The 21,688-nt window shown below is 73.1% G+C and carries 17 protein-coding genes; 7 read left to right on the forward strand and 10 right to left on the reverse strand.

Annotated elements, in window-relative coordinates:
* Positions 1-73: 73 nt before the first annotated feature.
* From AB0C21_RS36670 to AB0C21_RS36695, 6 genes are all read right to left on the reverse strand, one after another.
* Positions 74-1,684: a CBM96 family carbohydrate-binding protein gene (locus tag AB0C21_RS36670; protein ID WP_500210554.1), complete on the reverse strand. Its 1,611-nt coding sequence runs from the start codon at positions 1,682-1,684 to the stop codon at positions 74-76.
* Positions 1,685-1,740: 56 nt separating this feature from the next.
* Entirely contained in the window at positions 1,741-3,015 is a 1,275-nt protein-coding gene (locus tag AB0C21_RS36675; protein ID WP_500210557.1) for a hypothetical protein, read from the reverse strand.
* A gap of 89 nt (positions 3,016-3,104) precedes the next feature.
* Entirely contained in the window at positions 3,105-3,914 is an 810-nt protein-coding gene (locus AB0C21_RS36680; RefSeq protein WP_353818040.1) for a WecB/TagA/CpsF family glycosyltransferase, read from the reverse strand.
* A complete protein-coding gene (locus AB0C21_RS36685; protein ID WP_500210558.1) occupies positions 3,797-4,864 on the reverse strand; it encodes a sulfite exporter TauE/SafE family protein in 1,068 nt (355 codons plus the stop codon). Before AB0C21_RS36685 ends, AB0C21_RS36680 begins: the two co-directional genes overlap by 118 nt.
* A 103-nt stretch (positions 4,865-4,967) precedes the next feature.
* On the reverse strand, positions 4,968-6,437 hold the full coding sequence (gene cysC / locus AB0C21_RS36690; RefSeq protein ID WP_500210560.1) for an adenylyl-sulfate kinase: 1,470 nt from the start codon (positions 6,435-6,437) through the stop codon (positions 4,968-4,970).
* A 131-nt stretch (positions 6,438-6,568) separates the two neighbouring features.
* Positions 6,569-7,510, reverse strand: a complete 942-nt coding sequence (locus AB0C21_RS36695) for a class I SAM-dependent methyltransferase (protein ID WP_500210561.1) — start codon at positions 7,508-7,510, stop codon at positions 6,569-6,571.
* A gap of 238 nt (positions 7,511-7,748) precedes the next feature.
* Between AB0C21_RS36695 and mfd the strand changes: the two genes are divergently transcribed.
* The 7 genes from mfd (at position 7,749) to AB0C21_RS36730 (ending at position 17,270) form a co-directional block, all read left to right on the forward strand.
* Positions 7,749-11,324 (forward strand): transcription-repair coupling factor, encoded by a 3,576-nt coding sequence (gene mfd, locus AB0C21_RS36700; RefSeq protein ID WP_500210562.1) that lies wholly within the window; start codon positions 7,749-7,751, stop codon positions 11,322-11,324.
* A gap of 54 nt (positions 11,325-11,378) precedes the next feature.
* Entirely contained in the window at positions 11,379-12,035 is a 657-nt protein-coding gene (locus tag AB0C21_RS36705) for a hypothetical protein (protein ID WP_500210563.1), read from the forward strand.
* A 5-nt stretch (positions 12,036-12,040) separates the two neighbouring features.
* Positions 12,041-13,021 carry a nucleoside triphosphate pyrophosphohydrolase gene (gene mazG / locus AB0C21_RS36710; RefSeq protein ID WP_500210565.1) on the forward strand — a complete coding sequence of 327 codons (981 nt, stop codon included), beginning with the start codon at positions 12,041-12,043 and terminating at the stop codon, positions 13,019-13,021.
* Positions 13,022-13,091: 70 nt separating this feature from the next.
* Positions 13,092-15,536, forward strand: coding sequence for a penicillin-binding protein (locus AB0C21_RS36715; RefSeq protein WP_500210567.1), 2,445 nt, complete (start codon positions 13,092-13,094; stop codon positions 15,534-15,536).
* Positions 15,537-15,637: 101 nt separating this feature from the next.
* Complete coding sequence (locus AB0C21_RS36720; protein ID WP_500210569.1) at positions 15,638-16,582, forward strand: NADP-dependent oxidoreductase; 945 nt, start codon at positions 15,638-15,640, stop codon at positions 16,580-16,582.
* Between the two features lie 60 nt (positions 16,583-16,642).
* Positions 16,643-16,861, forward strand: a complete 219-nt coding sequence (locus AB0C21_RS36725; protein WP_500210570.1) for a hypothetical protein — start codon at positions 16,643-16,645, stop codon at positions 16,859-16,861.
* Positions 16,862-16,913: 52 nt separating this feature from the next.
* Entirely contained in the window at positions 16,914-17,270 is a 357-nt protein-coding gene (locus AB0C21_RS36730; RefSeq protein ID WP_149260954.1) for a tetratricopeptide repeat protein, read from the forward strand.
* 4 nt (positions 17,271-17,274) lie between these two features.
* Here AB0C21_RS36730 and AB0C21_RS36735 read toward each other — a convergent pair whose 3' ends face one another.
* The 4 genes from AB0C21_RS36735 to AB0C21_RS36750 all read right to left on the reverse strand — a co-directional run bounded on the left by AB0C21_RS36735 (position 17,275) and on the right by AB0C21_RS36750 (position 21,485).
* On the reverse strand, positions 17,275-18,714 hold the full coding sequence (locus AB0C21_RS36735; protein ID WP_500210572.1) for a sensor histidine kinase: 1,440 nt from the start codon (positions 18,712-18,714) through the stop codon (positions 17,275-17,277).
* A 68-nt stretch (positions 18,715-18,782) separates the two neighbouring features.
* Positions 18,783-19,679 (reverse strand): ABC transporter permease, encoded by an 897-nt coding sequence (locus AB0C21_RS36740; protein ID WP_500210574.1) that lies wholly within the window; start codon positions 19,677-19,679, stop codon positions 18,783-18,785.
* Positions 19,669-20,445, reverse strand: a complete 777-nt coding sequence (locus AB0C21_RS36745; RefSeq protein WP_500210575.1) for an ABC transporter ATP-binding protein — start codon at positions 20,443-20,445, stop codon at positions 19,669-19,671. The genes AB0C21_RS36740 and AB0C21_RS36745 overlap by 11 nt, the downstream gene beginning before the upstream one ends.
* The gene (locus tag AB0C21_RS36750) at positions 20,442-21,485 is read right to left on the reverse strand and encodes an ABC transporter substrate-binding protein (protein ID WP_500210612.1); all 1,044 of its coding nucleotides are present in this window, start codon (positions 21,483-21,485) and stop codon (positions 20,442-20,444) included. Before AB0C21_RS36750 ends, AB0C21_RS36745 begins: the two co-directional genes overlap by 4 nt.
* Positions 21,486-21,688: the final 203 nt, after the last annotated feature.

Raw genomic sequence — 21,688 nt, forward strand, 5'->3', positions numbered from 1 at the left:
GTGGGGTGCGGCCTGTGTGCGTGGCGGTTTTGTGGGGTGGTGCTTCAGGTGGCGCGGGGTGGGGCGGGCTGGGTTAGCAGAAGTCGCTCCAGGCCTGGCGGCTTTGGGTGTCGAGGAGGCGGAAGTCGCCGGTGCTCCAGTCGAGGTCGAAGTAGGCGACCCAGAGGGCGTTGCGCTTGGTGAGGTAGGCGTTCATGGCGCGGAGCCAGGAGGCGCGGCGGTCGCCGTTGTCGCCGGAGACGAGGTAGCTGCCGGTCTCGGCGACGCCGAACGGGAGGTTCTCGCCCTTGCTGACGGCCACCACACGGTCGTACATGGTGGCCGGGTCGTCGTAGCGGCCCTTCTTCCAGCCGAGGTTGTAGACGTCCCAGCCGAGGACCTGGATGACGTCGCGGCCCGGGTAGTAGTCGCGCCAGTCGCGCTTGGACAGCGGGTCGAGGCTCCAGCCCATCAGGACGAGGGTGGCGTGGATGCGGGGGTTGTCGGCCTTGTCGGCGAGGGACCGCAGCCGACGCCACGCGGCGCGGTAGTCGGCGGCGGTGAACTCGCCGGCGGCGATGTTGTCCTCGGGCTCGTGGTAATAGACCCAGTAGAGGTCGCGGTCGCGCGGGGCGGTGGCGAACCAGCGGGTCATCGCCTGGTCGTACTTGCCGGCGATGACGTCCTTGGGCGCCAGCTTGAACGAGATGATCGGCGGGCGCTTCCCGGTGTCGGGCTTGCCGGGCCACGCGGGCGGGACGCCCTGGTAGAACAGCCGGACCGTCTCGAGGCCGCCGTAGGCGGCGTCCATGCGGGCGAGAGCATTCTGGAAGGTCTCGCCCGGCTTGAGTTCGAGGGAGAGCCCGCAGAGCGTCCGGCCGCCGACCGGGGACGTCGTGGGGGTCTTCACCGGCTGCGGCGCCTCCCAGGTGGGCTCCGGCCCGGGCGCGGGAAGCGCCGTGCCGGACGTCTCCGGCGAGTTGCTCGGCGTCGGCGCGGGCGCGCCCGGCCGGGTCCGCAGGACGAGGCGCGGGCCGTCGCCGGTCTCCCGGGAGTGCAGCGAGACCGCCGACCGGCGGCCCTGGCCGGTGATGGCGAACGCGTAGTGGCCGGGGCCGTTCACCACCCGGCCGACGTCGAAGGACACCTTGGACGAGTCGGCGGGGGCGGTCGCCACGACGGGCCCGGCGACCGGGCGGTTGCTCCAGGACGTGCCCTCCTCCGTCCAGGAGCCGGGCAGCGTGCGGAGCTCGACCTGGCGCGGCCGGTTCTCCAGCCGGTCGAACGCCATCTCCACGCGGGCCCCGGCGACCGCCGGGGTGCCGGGCGGCACGTCGAACGCGACGTAGGCCTCGGTGTGCCAGCCGGGCCACCGCGAAGCGGTGATCTTCCGGGCTCCGCCGAAAGTGGTGCCCGGCATCTCGCGCACCACGTAGGTGTCGGCCGACGCGGGGACGGTGCTGTGCCCGCGCGCGGCGGCCGTCCGGGCGTTGTGGACCGTGCCGCTCCCCGACAGGACGATGGCGGCCGCGGAGCCGCCCACGACCAGCAGGGTGCCCGCGGTGGCGAAGTAGAGGAACGGGTTCGAGCCGCGCCGCCGGCCGCGGCGCCGCCGCGGCGCGTCCGGAGGGACGGGCAGGGAACGGCGGGCGTCGGGCCGGTGATGGCCGCCGGAGAACACCTCGCGCTGTCCGTGCTGGCCCACCGACCCGCCCCCTCCCCGCAGAATGGCCCCGTTCCTATCTCACCACGACTCGCGGCTCAGCCCGCGGGGAACATCCCGAGGCGGCCGTGGTACTCGTGGCCGAGCTGGTCGGTGTCGCTGCCGACGAGCAGCCCCTTCGGGTGGGCGACCAGCGTCTCGACGCCGTGGCCGAGCGTCCGCGTGGGGTTCCACGCCAGCGCCTTGCCGGTCTTGGGGTTGAGCGCGCCGATGCCGGGGCGCGACACGGCGCCGGGGCCGGCGGAGTCGTGCCCGTAGGGGTTGTCCAGCCAGCGCTGGTGCCCGCCGACGTAGACGGCGGAGCCGGTCACCGAGGTGGACAGCAGCGTGTCGCCGCCCGTCCAGTTGACCCAGGTCGGCTTCTGCCCGGACCCGGTGCGGGACGACTCCCAGCGGGCGGCCGTGTCGCACATCTGGGTCTGGCCGTAGGGGCCGCCCGTGGTGACGACCACGAAGTACTTGCCGTCGGGTGAGAAGTCCATGCCGCGCATGTAGGTGTCGAACGCGGCGAGGTTGCAGGGCGAGGCGTACCGCTCGGTCGACCAGGTCGACAGCTTCGCGGTGCCCTTGCCCAGGTTGATCATCGCGATCTGGACCCGGCGCTGGCCGTTCACGCGGGTGAACGTCCCGTTGATCACCATGCGGGTGTCGGTGGGGTCGACCGCCATCCGGTACACCTTGAGGTCGCCGGCGCGGGGCTGGGTGATGCTGAAGTTGAACCCGTTGTCGGCCACGCCCGTGAGCCTGTCGACCCGCGCGATCGCGGTGCGCGCCTTGCCGCCCGCCTTGGTGAAGGAACCGCCGATGTAGAGCCGGGAGCCGCGCACCACCATGGTGTTCACCCGGTAGTTCACATTGGGCTTGAAGCCGGTGTGGACCTTGTTGGTCGAGACCTTGAGCGCGGTGACCGTGCCGGTCTTGACGCCGTTGACGGTCGTGAACGTCCCGGCGGCGTAGATCCAGTCACTGGACCCGGGCTGCAGCGCGTGGACGGTCCCGTTGACCTTCGGGACGAAGGCCGTGCTGATCTTCCCCGTCCGCATGTCGTAGGCGAACAGGTTGTGCCGCTTGAGCGTCTTCTTGCCGCTGCCGGCCTCGCGGACCTCCTCGAAGTTCCCTCCGACGACGACCCAGTACCCGACGACGGTGATGGCGCGGACGGTGCCGTCCAGCACGTGCGGGGTGTTGTTCACCGGGTTGGCGGAGACGACCGCCGGCTGGGCGAGGTCGGCGAAGGCGGCCGTGCCCGTGGCGGCGGGGACGGTGAGCGCCGCGAGCGCGGTGGCCGTGAGGCGGGCGAGGGTGGGGCGCATGAAGGTTCTCCGGAGTGCGGCCGGGGAGTCTGATGGCATCTTGTCCTACCACATCGCTGTATTGGGAGAAGGGCTTCCGGTGGAGTGCGTTATGAGAGCGATGCGGCTCGACCGGAGGGCGCCTTGCCGTGGCGCAGGCGATGGTAGAGCACGCGTGCGAGGTAGGCGCCCAGTTCGACGGTGTAGCGGCGCCAGAGGCGGCGTGGCTCGCGCGCCAGGCGGTAGAGGAAGCCGACGCGCAGCTTCAGGACCCAGGCCGGGTAGTAGTCGCGCCGTTCGGCCAGGTGCTCGAAGTAGGCGCCGCAGGTGATGATGACCGGCGCGGTGAGCCGGTCGCGGTACTCGGTGACGAACCGCTGCTGGAGCGGCGTGCCGAGGCCGACGTGCAGGATGTCCGGGGCCGCCTCGTTGATCTCGGCGACGAGGCGCTCGGCGGTCTCGGCGGGGATGCGGCCCTGCCCGTCCGCCCAGTGGCCGTGCAGGGTGCCCGCGATCTCCAGGCCCGGGTACCACGCGCGGAGGTTCGCGGCGGCGGCCTCGGCGACGCCGGGGGCGTTGCCGAACAGGAAGACGCGCCAGCCCTCCTCGGCCGGCTGGCCGAACAGGTCGTCGGTGAGGTCGTCGTTGGCCATCCGGCCGGGGACGGGGCGGCCGAAGACCTTCGCGGCCAGCACGACGCCCCAGCCGTCCGGGAGGTCGAGGTCGAAGCCGTTCATCAGGTCGCGCAGCGCCGGATCCTTCTGCGCCTTGAGGACGTAGTCGGGGTTGGCGAAGGTGACCGTCAGTTTGGACCGCTCCTTGACGGCCGCCGCCACGAAGGACCGGAACTGCGCGACGTCCGCGCGGCTGACCCGTACGCCGAGGACGTCCACGGTGTCGTGCGGCCATCGTTGGTCCACGTCTCGTTCTGCTCTCCTGAAGCGCCGGCGATGCCGGGGGAAACGGCCGGGGAGGGCAGCGTATCCCGGTTCAGGGCGGCGCGGCGGCGGAGGACGAGCCAGGCGGCGACCGTGGCGGAGGTGAGGACGGTCATGGTCCAGGCGAGGGGAGCGGGGGCGACTCCGAGCATCTTCAGGGAGGAGGCGACCAGCACGAGGGTCAGCACGCGCCGGATCAGGGCGCTCGGGGCGCGGGAGGAGATCCGGGAGCCGAGGTAGACGCCGGGGATGGAACCGGCGAGCAGGGCGGCGGTGACCTCCATGCGGAAGTCGCCGAACAGCAGATGGCCGATGGCGGCCGCGAAGACCAGCGGGACGGCCTGGAGCAGGTCCGTGCCGACGAGCTGGTTGGCCTTGAGCGTCGGGTAGAGGGCGAGCAGCGCGACGATGATGAGGGAGCCGGAGCCGACCGAGGTGACGCCGACGACGAGCCCCCCGACGGCGCCGATCAGGACGGTCGGGACGGGGCGGACCGCGATCTCAGGGGTCCGGTCGCCGTCGCCCTCGGCCTGTCCGGAGCGCCCCCGGTAGGCGAGGTAGCCGCGCAGTACGAGCCCGGCGGCGGCGATCATCAGGGCGACGCCCATCGCCTTGCCGATGACGTTCTCGACGGAGTGCCCGTGGCCGAGCGCGCGGGCCAGCAGGACGCCGGAGAAGGCGGCGGGCACCGAGCCCGCGCACAGCCAGCCGACCAGCCGCATGTTGATCGTGCCCTGCCGGTAGTGGACGGCGCTGCCCACCGGCTTCATCACGGCGGCGGCGACCAGGTCGCTGGAGACGGCGGCGAGCGGGCTCACCCCGAAGAAGGTCACGAGCATGGGCGTCATCAGAGCGCCGCCGCCCATGCCGGTCAGCCCCACGATGATGGCGACGAGGAACGAGCCGAGCGCCATCGTCCAATCGAAGTCCATCGGCATGACCTACCTGTCATGTAGGAAATATGGTTAACACGATAGGCGACGCCCCCCAGATCAGGTAAGTCAGGGTGGGAAGGGACGAACGGGGCGGGGGAGGCTACTCCGGTCGCACCCAGCCGCCCTCGACCAGCAGGTCGAGGACCTGGGCGACCGCCTCGTCCGGCGTCAGCCGGGAGGTGTCGAGCGTCAGGTCGGCGTCGTCCGGCTCCTCGTAGGGGTCGGAGATCCCGGTGAACTCGGGGATCTGGCCGGCGCGGGCCTTGGCGTACAGGCCCTTGCGGTCGCGGCGCTCGCACTCCTCCAGCGGCGTCGCCACGTGCACGAGGATGAAGTCGCCCACGGCGGACACCATCCGGCGCACCTCGGCGCGCGTGGCCGCGTAGGGGGCGATCGGCGCGCAGATGGCGGTGCCGCCGTGCCGGGTGATCTCGGCGGCGACGAAGCCGATGCGGCGGATGTTGAGGTCGCGGTCGGCGCGGGAGAAGGTGAGGCCCGCCGACAGCATCCGCCGGACGACGTCGCCGTCCAGGAGCGTGACCGTCCGGCCGCCGCGCTCCACCAGCGCGTCGGCCAGGGCGCGCGCGACCGTGGACTTCCCGGAGCCGGACAGGCCGGTGAAGAACACCGTGATGCCGCGCGAGCGCTTCGGCGGGCGCGCCAGCGCCAGCTCGGCGGCGACGGCGGGCGGGGTGAACCAGTCGGGGACGGGCTCGCCCGCGTCGAGCAGCTCGTTCAGCCGCTCGGGGGTCAGCTCGGCCTGGACGTGGTCGGGCTCGATGCGCGCGACGGGCCGCCAGACCTCCACGTCGGCGTCGTAGGCCCACGGCTCCGGTACGACGAGCGGGACGGCGGTGTCCTCCATCTCCCGCTCCGCGAGCAGGTGGGTGGCGCCGTAGGCCGCCGCGACGTGCGCGTGGAGCAGGACGTCGCGCTCCCGGTCGCCGCGCGCGGGCAGCGGCACGGGGATGATCTGGGTGCCCTCCGGCAGCTCCTTGCGGACGCCCAGCAGCGCCCGGACGAGGGACTCGTCGTGCTCGCCGCCCAGCAGCGGCAGGACGAGCACCTTCGCGGCGAGCCGCTCGGCGACCTGGCGGAGCTGGCCGAGCTGCTTGCGGTGCAGGGGCTCCCGGGTGGCCACCGCCAGCACGCTGCCCTCGAACGCGTCCAGCTCGTCGGGGCGGCGGCGCAGGCGGTGGAAGGGGCCGTGCGCGGGGGCGCGGAGTGCCTCCAGCGGTCCGGCGAGCCGCCACGCCTGGGTGGTCGGGTCCTGCCACGCCTCGCCGACCTTCAGCACCGCGAGCGGCACGCCCTCGGGGTCCTGCAGGACGATCCGCTCATGGCCGGTCAGGTCCTTGGGGACCGTGAGCGTGACCGGGACCGGCCACGGGGTCCCGTCCGCGAGCCGTCCCCCGGCGATCACCATGGCGGTGTCGAACGAGCCGAGGAAGCCCGTCAGCGGGCGGTAGACGCCCGCCAGGATCAGTTCGAGGTCGGCGAGCTCGACCGGGTCCGGCGTCCAGGCGGGCAGGTCGCGCAGCGTGTCGGGAAGGCCGGCTTCGACGGTCACCGCGATCTCCGATCCCGCCCGGCCGCGGGGCCGGGCTCGTCCGTGTCGAGCAGGGGTATACGCAGGAAAAATACTGCCCCGTCCGGACCGCGCGCACGTCCGCCCCGGCTCGGACGCATCGTCCCCTCCGCTCAGATGACCCGTGCGAAACGGTTCTCGGGTTTGCGGATGACGAAGGTGACCTCGCTGTGGTCGGCGGTGAGGCGGCCCCGGCCTGCCGCCGACACCAGCCGGCACAGCAGGTCGGCGAGGCCGGTTCCGGCCCCGAAGCGCGGCAGGGCGTCGAGGGACTGCCGGGAGGTGTACTCCTCGGCGATGACCAGCCCCCGCATGACGCAGTACCAGCGCATGCCCGCCAGGGACGCGACCCGGTCGTAGACGGCGGGCGGCGGGCTCGTCCGGATGACCGGCACCGGGCGGGGCGCGGCGGCGGCCGGCGCCGGCCCGGCCCCCTCGGGCTCCCGTGCCGCGGGCACGGGCGGGGGCTCTCCCGCCGGGTCCTGTTCGGCGCCGGCGGGCCCGGCCCCGTCGGCGCCGACCGGGTACGGGACGCGGGCGTGGGCGCCGCGGGCCCGGCCCCGGCGGTCCGCGACCGGGGGGCGCCCGGGACGGGGGCGGCGCCTCCGGCCGGGCGCGCGCAGCCAGCGGGGGAGCGTGCGGTCCAGGAACCCGAACGCGGTGTCGCGGTCGCGCATGTGCACCAGCAGCAGCCCACCGGGCTTCAGCGCGGCGACGAACCGGTCGAGGACCAGTTCGGCGTGCGGGACGCGCTCGATCAGGTACGTGGCGTGGACGATGTCGAAGGCGCGCGGCGGCAGCGGGACGGTGCGCAGGTCGCCGAGGTGCCAGGTGTCGAGGTCGGGCCGCTCGCAGGTGTAGGCGCGCAGCTCCGGGGACTCCATGTCGACCCCGGTGACGTCGCATTCGCGGCCGCCGAGGTCCAGGCCCGTCCCCCAGCCGCAGCCCGCTTCGAGGATGTGGATCCGCTGCAGGGGCTTCTCTAGGGCGTACTGGCGGGCGCGTTCTGAGAAGAGATCGCCGTCGTTGACCGGCGGCGTACGCAGATCGGTCACAGTTCCGCAGCGTAATCGTCCGGATGCGCTCCGTCCCCTATTTGCCTTTTCTTGGCGGCGCCCGTGTCGCCCTGACCACGCGCCGGGGCCTCCGGGGGGCGCTCCGGCGGCGGTCGAACGGGTGCGGTCCGGGGCGCGTACCCTGGTACGCGATACCGGGGTCCGCTGGGATTCCGGGTTTTCGGGCTGCCCTGCCTCGGGGTGAGCGGCGAAGTAGCGGCGAAAAATCGGGCGAATAATGACGCTTTCTGGACTTGTTGACCTTGCGTGCACCGACCCCGGTCTGCGGCACGCGCTCTCGCGGGCGCGTTCGGACACCGAGATCGTGGCGCCCCCGGCGCTGTGGCCGATCCTGGCCGCCGCCCTGAGCCGCCGCCTCCGCGAGGACGGCGGCGGCGTCGTGCTCGCGGTGACCGCGACCGGCCGCGAGGCGGAGGACCTGACCGCCGCGCTGTCGAGCCTGCTCGCCCCCGACCGCGTCGCGCACTTCCCGGCGTGGGAGACGCTGCCGCACGAGAAGCTGTCGCCGCGCTCGGACACGGTGGGGCAGCGGCTCGCGGTGCTGCGCCGCCTCGTCCACCCGGGCGCGGGCGGCCCGCCCGGCGAGGACGGCTCGGCCAAGGGCGGCGTGCTGGACGTCGTGGTGACGCCGGTCCGCGCGGTGCTCCAGCCGATCGTGTCCGGGCTCGCCGACCTGGAGCCGGTGCGGCTGGCCTCCGGCGAGGACGCCGACATGGACGACACGGTCCGGAGCCTGGTGGACGCCGGGTACCACCGCGTCGACCTGGTGGAGAAGCGTGGCGAGATCGCGGTGCGCGGCGGGATCCTCGACGTGTTCCCCCCGACCGAGGAGCACCCGCTCCGGGTGGAGTTCTGGGGCGACACCGTCGAGGAGATCCGCTACTTCAAGGCCGCCGACCAGCGCTCCCTGGAGGTCGCGCAGGCCGGGCTGTGGGCGCCGCCGTGCCGCGAGCTGCCGCTGACGGAGAAGGTGCGCGAGCGCGCGAAGCTGCTCGCCGAGGAGCACCCGGCCCTGGAGGAGATCCTCGGCCGGATCGCCGACGGCGACACCGTCGAGGGCATGGAGGCGTTCTCGCCCGTCCTCGCCGAGAGCATGGAGCTGCTGACCGACCTGCTGCCGGACGGGTCGGCGCTGCTGGTCTGCGAGCCGGAGCGGATCCGCACCCGCTCGGTCGAGATGGTCCGCACGAGCCAGGAGTTCCTGGAGGCGAGCTGGGTCAACGCCGCCGCCGGGGGAGAGGCGCCGATCGACCTCGGCGCCGCGGCGTTCCGCTCCCTGGAGGAGGTCCGCGCGCACAGCGCGGAGCTCGGGCTGCCGCGGTGGAGCGTGACGGCGCTGAACCCGCTCGCGGCGGGCGGCGCGGCCGGCGAGCTCCCGGACGGCGAGACGCCGGGCGCCGCGGAGCCGCTGAGCCTCGGCGTGCAGGCGGCGGAGGCGTACCGCGGCGACACCTCCCGCGTCGTCGGCGACCTCAAGGGCTGGACGGACGGCGGCTGGCGCGTGGCGCTGGTCACCGCCGGGCACGGGCCCGCCGAGCGCCTCGTCCAGCTCGCCCGGGAGGAGGGCGTCGGCGCCCGGCTCGCCGACCTCGCCGAGCCGCCCGAGCCGTCGGTGGTCACCGTCACGACCGGGCTGCTGGAGAGCGGGTTCATCTGGGAGTCGGTCAAGCTCGCGGTGCTGACCGAGACCGACCTGTCGGGGCAGAAGTCGTCCACCCGCGACATGCGGCGCATGCCGTCGCGGCGGCGCGGCGGCATCGACCCGCTCCAGCTCAAGCCGGGCGACTACGTCGTGCACGAGCAGCACGGCGTCGGGCGCTACGTGGAGATGGTCAGCCGGACGGTGCAGGGCGCCACCCGCGAGTACCTGATCCTGGAGTACGCCAAGAGCGACCGGCTGTTCGTCCCGACCGACCAGCTGGAGGAGCTCACCCGGTACGTCGGCGGCGAGGCGCCCAGCCTGCACCGGCTCGGCGGCGCCGACTGGCAGAAGGCCAAGACCCGCGCCCGCAAGGCGGTCAAGCAGATCGCCGGGGAGCTGATCCGGCTGTACTCGGCGCGGATGGCGAGCCCCGGCCACGCGTTCGCGCCCGACACCCCGTGGCAGCGGGAGCTGGAGGACGCGTTCCCCTACAACGAGACGCCCGACCAGCTCGCCGCCATCGACGAGGTGAAGGGCGACATGGAGCGGTCCGTCCCGATGGACCGGCTCATCTGCGGCGACGTCGGCTACGGCAAGACCGAGATCGCCGTGCGGGCGGCGTTCAAGGCCGTCCAGGACGGGCGGCAGGTCGCGGTGCTGGTGCCGACGACGCTGCTGGTGCAGCAGCACATGTCGACGTTCAGCGAGCGGTTCGCGGCGTTCCCCGTCACGGTGCGGCCGATCAGCCGGTTCCAGTCCGACAAGGAGATCGAGGAGACGCTGCGCGGGCTGTCGGAGGGCTCGGTGGACGTCGTGGTCGGCACGCACCGGATCCTGTCCTCGCAGACCCGGTTCAAGAACCTCGGCCTGGTGATCATCGACGAGGAGCAGCGGTTCGGCGTCGAGCACAAGGAGGAGCTGAAGCGGCTCCGGACGCAGGTGGACGTGCTCGCCATGTCCGCGACGCCGATCCCGCGGACGCTGGAGATGGGCCTCACCGGCATCCGGGAGATGTCGACGATCCTCACCCCGCCGGAGGAGCGGCACCCCGTCCTGACGTTCGTCGGCCCGTACGAGGAGAAGCAGATCGCCGCGGCGATCAGGCGCGAGCTGCTGCGCGAGGGCCAGGTGTTCTTCGTGCACAACCGGGTCCGGTCCATCAACAAGGTGGCGGCGAACCTGGCGCGGCTCGTCCCGGAGGCGCGGATCGCGGTCGCGCACGGCCAGATGAACGAGAACGAGCTCGAGAAGGTCATGGTCGACTTCTGGGAGAAGAACTACGACGTCCTGGTCGCGACAACGATCGTGGAGTCCGGGCTGGACGTGCCGAACGCCAACACCCTCATCGTCGACCGCGCCGACATGTACGGGCTGTCGCAGCTCCACCAGCTGCGCGGGCGCGTCGGGCGCGGCCGGGAGCGGGCCTACTCCTACTTCCTCTACCAGCCGGAGCAGCCGCTCACCGAGACCGCGCACGAGCGGCTCGCGACGCTGGCGCAGCACACCGAGGTCGGCGCCGGCATGTACGTCGCGATGAAGGATTTGGAGATCCGCGGCGCCGGCAACATCCTCGGCGCCGAGCAGTCCGGGCACGTCGCGGGCGTCGGGTTCGACCTGTACGTCCGGATGGTCGGCGAGGCGGTGCGGGAGCTGAAGGAGGGCGGCGGCGAGCCCGAGGCCGTCGAGACGAAGGTCGAGCTGCCCGTCGACGCGCACCTGCCGCACGAGTACGTGCCGGGCGAGCGGCTCCGGCTGGACGCCTACCGGCGGATCGCCGCGATCACGTCCGAGGACGAGATCGGCGCCGTGCACGAGGAGCTGAAGGACCGGTTCGGGCCGCTGCCCGTCCCGGTGCTGAACCTGCTGGAGGTCGCCCGCTTCCGGGCCAAGGCCCGCAAGGCGGGGCTGACCGACGTCACCCTGCAGGGCAACTTCGTCAAGTTCATGCCCGTGCACCTGCCCGATTCCAAGCAGGTGCGGCTCCAGCGGCTGTACCCGAAGAGCATCCTGAAGCCGGCGACCGACACCCTGCTGGTGCCCGCGCCTAAGACCGCGCCGCTCGGCGGCCGTCCGCTGCGCGACCAGGAGCTGCTGAAATGGGCGACCGGCCTGGTGGACGCGCTGTTCCTGGAGTCCCCGGCGCGGCGCTAGGCTGGCGCCGCCCCGACAGAGCGATATTCGACCGAGCGACGAGACGAGGAATCCGTGCCTGGTAAGTCCGTGAAGGCAGCGGTGGCGGCCGTGCTGGCGGCCGGCGCGCTGGCCGGCTGCGGCGGCTCCCCGAAGGTCGGCACCGCCGCACTCGTCGGCGACGACCGCATCACCGTCAGCACGCTCAGCCAGACCGTCCGCGACTGGCGCGCGCAGTTCCGCGCCGACCCGGCGGCCAACGAGATGCGCGCGAACCCGGCGGGCCCGGCGCCGCAGCTCGCCGGCGACTCCGAGTCCGACCTGCAGGGCGCGCTCACCCTGCTGATCAACTTCCGGGTCGCCGACCGGGTGGCGCGGCGGGCGGGCGTCGAGGTCACCGGAGGGCAGGTCGACGGCGCCCTCCAGGCCCTGGACCACCAGGGCGGGGCCCAGTCGATCACGCTGGCGAGCGGGCTGCCCCGCGCGCACGCGCGCGACCTGGCCCGGCTGGTGGCGACGCAGCTCGCGGTCATGCAGCGGTTCGGCGCCGACCTGAACAACCGGCTGAGCCCGGCGACGCAGCAGGCCGGCCGGCAGTGGAACGAGCTGTTCCAGCGCACCGCCGCCGGGATGCACATCGAGGTGAACCCGCGCTACGGGCACTACGACCCCGCCAAGTTCGAGGTCGCCCCGATCGTGTACCGGCTGTCCAGCCCCGATTCGGGTATCTGAGGCGCATGAGCCTCACCCTGCTCGCGACCACCCACCGCGTCGCGCCGGGCCTGCTGTCGTGGCGGGCCTGGGACGCGCTCCGGTCGGCGGACGCCGTCCGGCTCCGGGACGGGCATCCGCTGCTGCCCGCGCTCCTGGACGCGGGCGTCGTCCCGGACCTCGTGGACGCCCCCGACCCGGCCCTGCTGGTCGCCGACGCCCGCGCCGCCGACGTGCTGTGGGTGGCCGCGCCCGAGGGCGACGAGGCGCTGATGCGCGAGATCGGGGCGCTCGTCGTCGACGACCCGCTGGACGTCGAGGTGCTGCACGGCTCCTACGACCTGCCCGGCGCGCGGCTGCTCGACCTGGTCTCGGTGATGGACACGCTGCGCCGCGAATGCCCGTGGGACCGCAAGCAGACGCACGCCACCCTCGTCCCGTACCTGCTGGAGGAGGCCTACGAGGTCCTCGACACCGTCGAGGACGGCGACTACGGCGCGCTCCGCGAGGAGCTGGGCGACGTGCTGATGCAGGTGGCGTTCCACTCGGTGGTGGCCGCCGAGCGCGACGACGGGACCGCGTTCACGATCGACGACGTGGCGGGCGCGATCGTCGACAAGCTCGTCCGGCGGCACCCGCACGTGTTCGGGGACGTCACCGTCTCCGGCGCCGACGAGGTCAACGCCAACTGGGAGCAGATCAAGGCGGCCGAGCGGGCGGAGAAGAGCGGCGCGGACGCCTCGGCGCTCGACGGGGTGCCGATGGGCCAGCCCGCGCTGTCGCTGGCGGCGCAGCTGCAGCGCCGCGCCGGGCGCATCGGGGCGCCGGCCGGCCTCGCCGACGGCCTGGCGGACGAGGCCGGGGCCGAGTTCGGCGGACGGCTGTTCGCGCTGGTCCGGGAGGCCGGTGAGCGGGGTGTGGACGCGGAGGCCGAGTTGCGCGCCGTTTCCCGGGTATTCCGCGAGCGTGTCCGAGCGTGGGAGCGGCGGGAGCGACGCGACCCCTGAATCGGGGGATAATGGGCGAAACCTCGCCGATGGGGTGGCCCGCGCGAGAAGCCGCGTCTACTCTGAGCGCGTGCCGACCGAGCCCGGAAGCGACGCAGGGGATACCGGGAGCGGGGTCCCGGCGGCGCGGCGCCCTCGCCCGCGACGCCTGCTCACCTCGTCGACGACGCGTGCCGAGAAGGCCCGCGCGGTGCGCGGCCTCGGCGCCTTCGGCGGGCTGGCCGGCCTGCTCGTCGCGCTCCTGCTGCTGCCGACCGCGTGCACGGCCGGCGTCGGCGCCCGCGACGCCGCGGGCTGGTTCGAGGCCGAGCCGGACGGACTGTCGACCTCCGGCGTCCCGCAGCGCTCGAAGATCCTCGCCGCCGACGGCACCACCATCGCCACGTTCTTCTACCAGAACCGGGTCGACGTCCCGCTGGAGAAGATCGCCCCGGTGGTGCGCCAGGCGGTGCTGGCGATCGAGGACAGCCGGTTCTACGAGCACGGCGCCATCGACGCGCAGGGCACGCTGCGGGCGCTCGCCAGCAACCTCAGCAGCGGCCAGGTGACGCAGGGCGGCTCCGGCATCACCCAGCAGTACGTGAAGAACCTGCTGCTCACCCAGGCCGACTCCGACGCCGAGCGGCGGGAGGCGCGGGAGGTCTCGGCCGCCCGCAAGATCCGCGAGCTGAAGTACGCGGTGGCGCTGGAGAAGAGGTTCAGCAAGGACGAGATCCTGCGCCGCTACTTGAACATCGCCTACTACGGCGACGGCGCCTACGGCGTCGAGGCGGCGTCCCGGCACTACTTCTCCAAGCACGCCTCCCAGCTCACGCTGCCCGAGGCGGCGCTGCTCGCCGGCGTCGTCCGCTACCCCTACGCCTACGACCCGATCCGGCACCCCGGGGCCGCCCGGGAGCGCCGCGACACCGTCCTGACCCGGATGGCCGAGCTCGGCTGGATCGACCAGGCCAAGGCGGACGAGGCCAAGCGGGAGCCCCTCAAGCTGGACGTCGACAACGTCCGCAGCGGCTGCGTCACCAGCAAGGCCCCGTTCTTCTGCGACTACGTCCAGCGCGAGATCCTCACCGACCCGGTTTTCGGGAAGACGCAGCTGGACCGCGAGAAGCTGCTCAAGCGCGGCGGCCTGACGATCCGCACCACCCTGGACAGGCGGGCGCAGAAGGCCGCGCAGCGCGCCGTCGACGGGCACGTCCCGCCGAAGAACTCCGCGCACAAGGCCGCCGCCGAGGCGATGGTCGAGCCGGGCACCGGCGAGATCAAGGCGATGGCCGTGGACCGGCAGCTCGGCCCCGACCGGGACCGCGGCAAGACGTGGATCAACTTCGCCGCCGACGCCAGCCACGGCTCCAGCATCGGCATGCAGGCCGGGTCGACGTTCAAGGCGTTCACGCTGGCCGCCGCGCTGGACGAGGGGCTGCCGTTCGGCACCCGGCTGATGGCGCCGCGCGCGTACACGCCGGTCGGCTACCGCAACTGCGACGGCGACCGCGTCGGCGACCCGTCGGCGTCCCTGCGCAACTCCGCCGACGGCGAGGGCGGCAAGCAGTTCAGCCTCGTCACCGGGACGCACCACTCGGTCAACACGTTCTTCCTCGCCCTGGAGAAGAAGGTCGGCCTCTGCGACACCGTCCGGATGGCCGAGCGGCTTGGGATGAAGCAGGCGAACGGCAAGGCGCTGGAGCAGTACCCGTCGTTCACGCTGGGCTTCAACCCCGTCTCGCCGCTGCGGCTGGCGGCGGCCTACGCGGCGTTCGGCGCCCGCGGCCGCTACTGCGAGCCGGTCGCGATCCGGGAGATCCGCGACTCCTCCGGGCACAAGCTGGAGGTTCCGGGCCGGCACTGCGAGCAGGCGCTGGACGAGGGCGTCGCGGACGCCGTCAACTACGTCCTGCGCGGCGTCCTGACCAAGGGGACCGCGCGCGGCATGGGCCTCGGCCGCGACGCCGCCGGCAAGACCGGGACCGTCGACAACTTCTCCGCCGCCTGGTTCGCCGGGTACACCCCGGACCTCGCGGCGGCGGTGTGGGTCGGCGACCCGCGCGGCGGCTACAAGCACCCGATGGAGAACCTGTGCATGGACGGCCGGTGCTACGGCGCCGTGTTCGGGGCGACGATCCCGGCGCCGATCTGGCAGCAGAGCATGCTCGGGGCGCTCTCGCACACCGACCCGACCTCGTTCCACCGGCCCCCGTCGCACTTCTTCAGCAGGGGCTCCGGTGAGGACCGGGCCAAGGTGCCCGACGTGCGCGGCATGAAGCCGAGCGAGGCCGTGGCCCGGCTCCGCGCCGCCGGCTTCAAGGCGCGGGTGGGCGCGCCCGTCGAGTCCCGCCGGTTCCCGAAGGGGACGGTCGCCGGCATGTCGCCGACGTCGGCCGAGCCCGGCGACACCATCACGCTGCACATCAGCAAGGGCGCCAAGCGCAAGCAGGACAAGCAGCGGCGGGGAGGCGGCCGGCCCACCGGCCCGGTCGTCCCGGCGCCCGGCGACCCCGCCCAGCAGGCCCCCGCCTGACCTGCGCCGACGTGTGATCGTCCGGCTGCCGGGTAGATCGACTCGGGGAGATCGACAGCGGGACGGACACCCGCACTGATCGTTTCGGGGGACGAATCGCCATGCGAGCCATCGCCGTTTCGGAGTACGGGGCCACCCCGGCGCCGATGAACCTGCCGCGCCCGGAGCCGGGACCGGGCGAGATCCTGGTGCGGGTGATCGCCGCGGGGCTCAACCCGCTGGACTGGAAGATCGCCGAAGGCATGCTCAAGGACTCCGTCGACGTGCCGTTCCCGCTGATCCTCGGCCGGGACGGCGCGGGCGTCGTGGAGGAGGCCGGCGAGGGCGTGACCCGGCTGCGGGCCGGCGAGCAGGTGTACGGGTGCTTCGCGGCGGTGGAGCGGGGGCTCGGCAGCTACGCCGAGTACGCGATCGTCCGCGCGGACGGGCCCGTCGCGAAGATGCCGGAGGGCATGATCTACACGCAGGCGGCGGCGGTGCCGACGGCGAGCGCGACCGCCCTCGCCATGGTCGAGCAGGCACGGATCGACACGGGCCAGACCGTCCTCGTGGTCGGCGCGACCGGCGGCGTCGGGCAGAGCGTCGTGCAGCTCGCGGCCCGCGCGGGAGCCAAGGTCATCGCGACCGCCCGCGACGACATGGCGGGCACGATGCGGCGCCTCGGCGCGGACGAGACCGTCGACCACTCGGCCGGCGACCTCAACCGGCAGGTGCTCGCCGTCCACTCCGACGGGATCGACGCCGTCCTCGACATGGTCAGCGACACCCGGGCGGCCGAGCACCTCGCGCAGCTGCTCCGGCCGGGCGGCACCTACATCACCACCACCTGGGCGGTGAACCCCGACGCCATGGAGGCCAAGGAGCTGCGCGGCGTCAACTTCAAGGGCGAGCCGTCCGCCGAACTGCTGGACCGGCTCTCCGACCTGATCGACGCGGGCGCGCTGCGCGTGCGGGTCGAGCGGGAGGTACCGCTGGAGCAGGCGGCCGACGCCCTCGCCGACAACCGGCTCGGCGGCGCGCGCGGCAAGACCGTGTTGCGCATCTGACATCCCGCGGAGGTGAGGACGGCGGCGGTGCGGGCATGCAGAGCCGGGAGGAGGAGGCACATGAACGAGAGCGAGTCCGAAGACGACCGGCGCGCCCGGCTCCGCGACCTTGAAGAGTCGCTGGCGCGGCTGCGCGCCGACCTTCCCGCGCCGTCCGGCGACCCCACGGACATGGTGGACTCCGGCCAGTACCTCGCCCAGCGCGAGGAGCTGCAGGGGCAGATCGACCTGCTGGAGGCCGAACGCGAACGCCTCCGCGCCGATCTGGGCATGACCTGAGCGGTCGGGAGGCGGCCGGGAACAAACCCCGGCCGCCTCCGGTTGCGCAGGCATGACCACCTACGAGGAGTTCGAGCGCGCGACGTTGTTCTTCGACGCCCGGGACTACGCGGGCGCGGCGCGCATGCTGGCCCCGATCGTCGACGGCGACCCGGGCAACCGCGCCGCGGTCGAGCTGCTCGCCCGCGCGTACTTCCACAGCGCCCAGCTCGGCCCCGCCGAGGAGACGTTCCGCCGGCTGATCGAGCTGGACCCCGGCAACGGCTGGGCGCACGAGGCCCTCGCCCGCACCCTGGAGCGGCGGAGCCGCCCGGACGAGGCCCGCGCGTTCCGCAAGCTGGCGCGCGCCATGGGCGTCGCGCCCGCGGAGCAGGTCGAGGTCTCCGTGACCGCCGCCGACCTGGCCTGACGGCTCAGTCCGCGGACACGTCGCGGGGCAGGCGCAGGACGAACCGGGCGCCGGGGACGCCGTCGATGCGGTCGGTGAGGACCAGCGAGCCGCCGTGCGCCTCGGCGATGTCGCGGGAGATCGCGAGGCCGAGGCCGGTGCCGCCGGCATCGCGGTGCCGGCCCTCGGCCAGCCGCGCGAACCGCTCGAAGACGCGCTCGCGGTCCTCCGGCGCCACGCCCGTCCCGTCGTCGATCACCTCGACCACCGCGGTGGCGGGCGGCTCGGTGCGCAGGATCACCGTCACCTCGTCGACGGCGTGCCGGTCGGCGTTGTCGATCAGGTTGGTCAGCAGCCGCGACAGCTCGTTGCGCCCGCCCCGCACCGTCACCGGCCCCTCCGCCAGCACCGTCACCTGGACGCGGCGGGGGCGGCGCAGCACCTCCTGGTCGGTGATCTCGGTCAGGTCCACCCGCTCGCGGGAGAAGCCGCGGTCGGCGTCGAGCCGGGCGAGCGCCAGCAGGTCGTCCACCACGGCCGACAGCCGCTCGGTGTTGAGCAGGATGGCCCGCAGCGTCGCGGGCACGTCGGCGTCCTCAGGAGCCGAGAGCGCCAGCTCCAGCTCCATGCGAAGCGCGGTGAGCGGGCTGCGCAGCTCGTGCGACACGTCGGAGACGAACGCGCGCTGCCGTGCGACGGCCTCCTCCAGGCGGTCCAGGGTGGCGTTCACGCTGTCGGCGAGCCGGCCCACCTCGTCCCGGCGGGCCGGGGCCGGGACGCGGCGCTCCAGGTCCGTCGCGGTGATCTCGTCCAGCTTCCGGCGGATGTCCTCGACCGGACGCAGCGCCCGGCTCACCGACAGCCACGTCCCGTAGCCGGCGAGCCCGGTGACGAACGGGACGAACAGCAGCAGCAGCGCGGCCGTGAGCGGGCGCGGCAGCGCTCCCGGCGCGGGGGCCAGCGAGTAGATGTAGACCGCGTCCGGCGCGACCCCGACCCGGCGCTCGACGATCACGAAGCACCGGGCGCCGGGCGCGTCGATGCCGCAGAGGCGGCCGATCCGGCGCTCCTCGAACGGCGACGGCGGCGGGAGCGGGACCTTGGCGCGGCCCTGCATCCGCGGCGTGGCCGCGAGTATGTCGCCGCGCTGGTCCACCACCTGCTGGAGGGTGTCGGTGGTGGGGGAGATGTCCAGGGTCAGCTGGCCCTTCTCGATCGCCGTCGCCGTCCGCCGGTTGTAGCGCGCGAGCTCCCGGACGAGATCGTCGTAGGTGTCCTGCCGGACCTGGATCAGCAGCACCGTGCTCAGCACCGACGACAGCACGAAGGCGATCAGCGAGGCCGCCACCGTCACCCGGAACCGGATCTCCGGGTGGCGCAGGACGGCCCGCCAGATCCAGTGGCTCGGGCCCGTGGAGGGCCGGCTGAACCGGGCGCGTATGACGACCTCCCGGTGGTGCTGCACTCATGTCAGTACCGGGAATTCTTGCCTGATCAGGGCAAACTGCACCCTGGCTGCCGGGTAAAAGATTCTCAGGCGGAGGCCTCGTCGACGCCCCAGCGGCGCCTGATCGCCCCGTCCACCAGGCCGAACAGCTGGTCGATCACGATGCCGAGGACCAGGATCACCAGCATGTAGGAGATCATGTCGGCGGTGTTGTTGAGCTCCCTGGCCTGCGACAGCAGCACGCCGAGCGAGGTCGTGTCGCCGATCACGACCAGCAGCTCGCCCGCCATCAGGCTGCGCCACGCGAACGCCCAGCCCTGCTTCAGACCCGCCACGAACGAGGGCAGCGACGCCGGCAGGACCAGGTGCCGGTACAGCGCGAGGCCGCGCAGCCCCATCACCTTCCCCGCGCGCAGCAGGATCGGCGGCGTGTAGTCGACGCCCGCGATCAGCCCGTTGGCGATCGACGGCGCGGCCCCGAGGATCACCACGAACAGGATCGCGCTCTCGCTGAGCCGGAACAGCAGGATGGCGAGCGGGAACCAGGCGATCGAGGGCATCGTCTGCAGCCCGGTGATCAGCGACCCGAAGGCGCGGCGCAGCACCCGGAACCGCGCCACCGGCGCGCCGACCCCCACCCCGACAGCGACGGCGAAGGCGAACCCGACGGCGGCCCGCCGCATCGTCAGCGCGACCGCGTCCCAGAACCGCGCCGAGGTGAGCTGGTCCCAGAACACCGGGAGGGTGTCGCGGGGGCCGGGAAGCACCCACGGCTCCTTCCAGCCGCTCCACACGACCAGCTGCCAGGCCGCGAGCGCGATCAGCACGGCCGCGGCCATCGGCCACGCCGCCGACCACGCCCGCCGGCCGAGCCTGGTGCGCGCCGTCCCGCCGCCGAGTTCCAGCGCGTCGAGCCCGGCCAGCTCGCGGTCGAGCCGCGCCGTCTCCTCCGGCGCCTCCCCCTTCACCACGTCATGCGCCATGCCGGACGACCTCCTCGCGCAGCCGGTCGGTGACGGAGGCGGCCAGGGAGGCGACCTCGGGGGAGTCGATCCGCCGCGGCCGCTCCATCGGGACGGGGAACTCCGCCACGACCCGGCCCGGTCGGCTGCTGAGCAGCACCACCCGGTCGCCGAGCCGGACCGCCTCCCTGACGTTGTGGGTGACGAACAGCACGGTCAGGGCGCGCTCCCGCCAGATCCGCTCGATCTCGTCGTGCAGCAGGTCGCGGGTCATCGCGTCGAGCGCGCCGAACGGCTCGTCCATCAGCAGGACGGTCCCCTGCCCCTCGCCAGCGTCGTCCTCGGTGAGGGCCAGGGCGCGGGCGAGCGCGACCCGCTGCCGCATGCCGCCCGACAGCTGGTGGGGGCGCCTGCCCGCGAACCCGCCGAGGTGCACCGACTCGAGCAGCCGGGCGGCCCGGTCCCGCCGCTCGCCCCGGGCGACGCCGCGCGTCTTCAGGGCGAGCTCCAGGTTGCCCGTCACCGTCAGCCACGGGAACAGGGCGGGCTCCTGGAACATCAGCGCGAGCCGGGCGCCGGCCTTGTCGATCGTCCCGGCGCTCGGCCGGTCGAGGTCGGCGACCAGGTTGAGCAGCGTGCTCTTGCCGCAGCCGGACGCGCCGACCAGGCACACGAACTCGCCCGGCGCCACGTCCAGGGACACCTTGTCGAGCGCGAGGAGCGCGGACCCGCCCGTCCCGAACGCCTTGGAGACCTCGCTGAGGCGGACCGCCGTGTCCGCGGTCATCGGTCGCTGACCTGTGCCTTCCCGCCCGCCTTGAGGACGTCGTTGAGGGGGGCCAGGTTGTAGATCCCGGCCAGGTCGGTCTTCTCCAGCAGGCCGATCTCCTCGGCGTGCCGCGCGCCGCCGACCAGCGAGGACGCGACCGGGTCGGTGGTGAAGTCGATCTCCTTGAAGGCGGCGGCGAGCACGTCCTGCTTCAGCGGCTTGCCGCTCAGCTTCGCGAGGGCGTCGTTGGTGACCTTCTCCGCGTCGGCCCTGTTCCGGTTGATGTAGTCGGTCGCCTCGACGACGCCCTGGAGCAGCTTCTTGACCTGCTCGGGGTGCTTCTTCTCGTACTCCTGGCTGACGAGGAGGTTGGTGATGACGAACTTGCCGCCGGGCCACAGCGACTTCTCGTCCAGCAGCCTCTCGCCCTTGTTCTCCAGAATCAGCCGCGACGCGAAGGGCTCGGGCACCCAGGCGCCGTCGATGTCGCCCTGCGCGAACGTCTGGAGCGTCTGGGCGTTCTCCTGCGGGACGACCTTGACGTCACCGCTGCCGTCCTTGTTGGCGGTGAGGCCGTTCTTCTTCAGCCAGTACCGCAGCGCGACGTCCTGCGTGTTGCCGAGCTGCGGGGTCGCGATCTTCTTGCCCCGCAGGTCCCCGGCGCCCTTGATCCCGGGCTTCACCACCAGCGAGACACCGCCCGAGGCCGCGCCCGAGATGATGTGGACGGCCTTGCCGTGCGACTTGGACCACGCGTTGATGGACGGGTTGGGCCCGACGAACGTCGCGTCGATCGCGCCGGAGAACAGCGCCTCGACGGCGGCGGGCCCCGCGTTGAACGTCGCGGTCTTCGGCGCGGCGCCGAGGTGCTTGGCGAAGATGCCCTTCTCGACGCCGACCAGCGCGGTCGCGTGGGTGATGTTCGGGAAGTAGCCGAGCCTGAGCGGCGCGTCCCCCTCGGACCCGCCGTCGCCGTCGCCGCAGGCGGCGAGCGTGCCCGCCGCGACCAGGACGGTGAGTGCCACGGCGGCGACGCGCCCGCGGAGTCCACGATGCATTGTCATGTTTCCCTACTAATCCGGTCTGTTTGACCTGCATAGTAGATAAGGCGGGCGTTCTCCACGTCAAGTCGCGCTCCTGGCACGATCCGGCCGCGACGCGGTCGCCGCAGGAAGTGGTTTGGCCGAGGCCGTCCCCTATGCGTGGACCGCCGGGGCAACGGCGAGGCGGTTGGGCGGCGGCGGGGGCGCGCGGATAGGCT

Source organism: Spirillospora sp. NPDC049024 (assembly GCF_040649235.1).
In the GTDB taxonomy this organism is placed as follows: Bacteria; Actinomycetota; Actinomycetes; order Streptosporangiales; family Streptosporangiaceae; genus Spirillospora.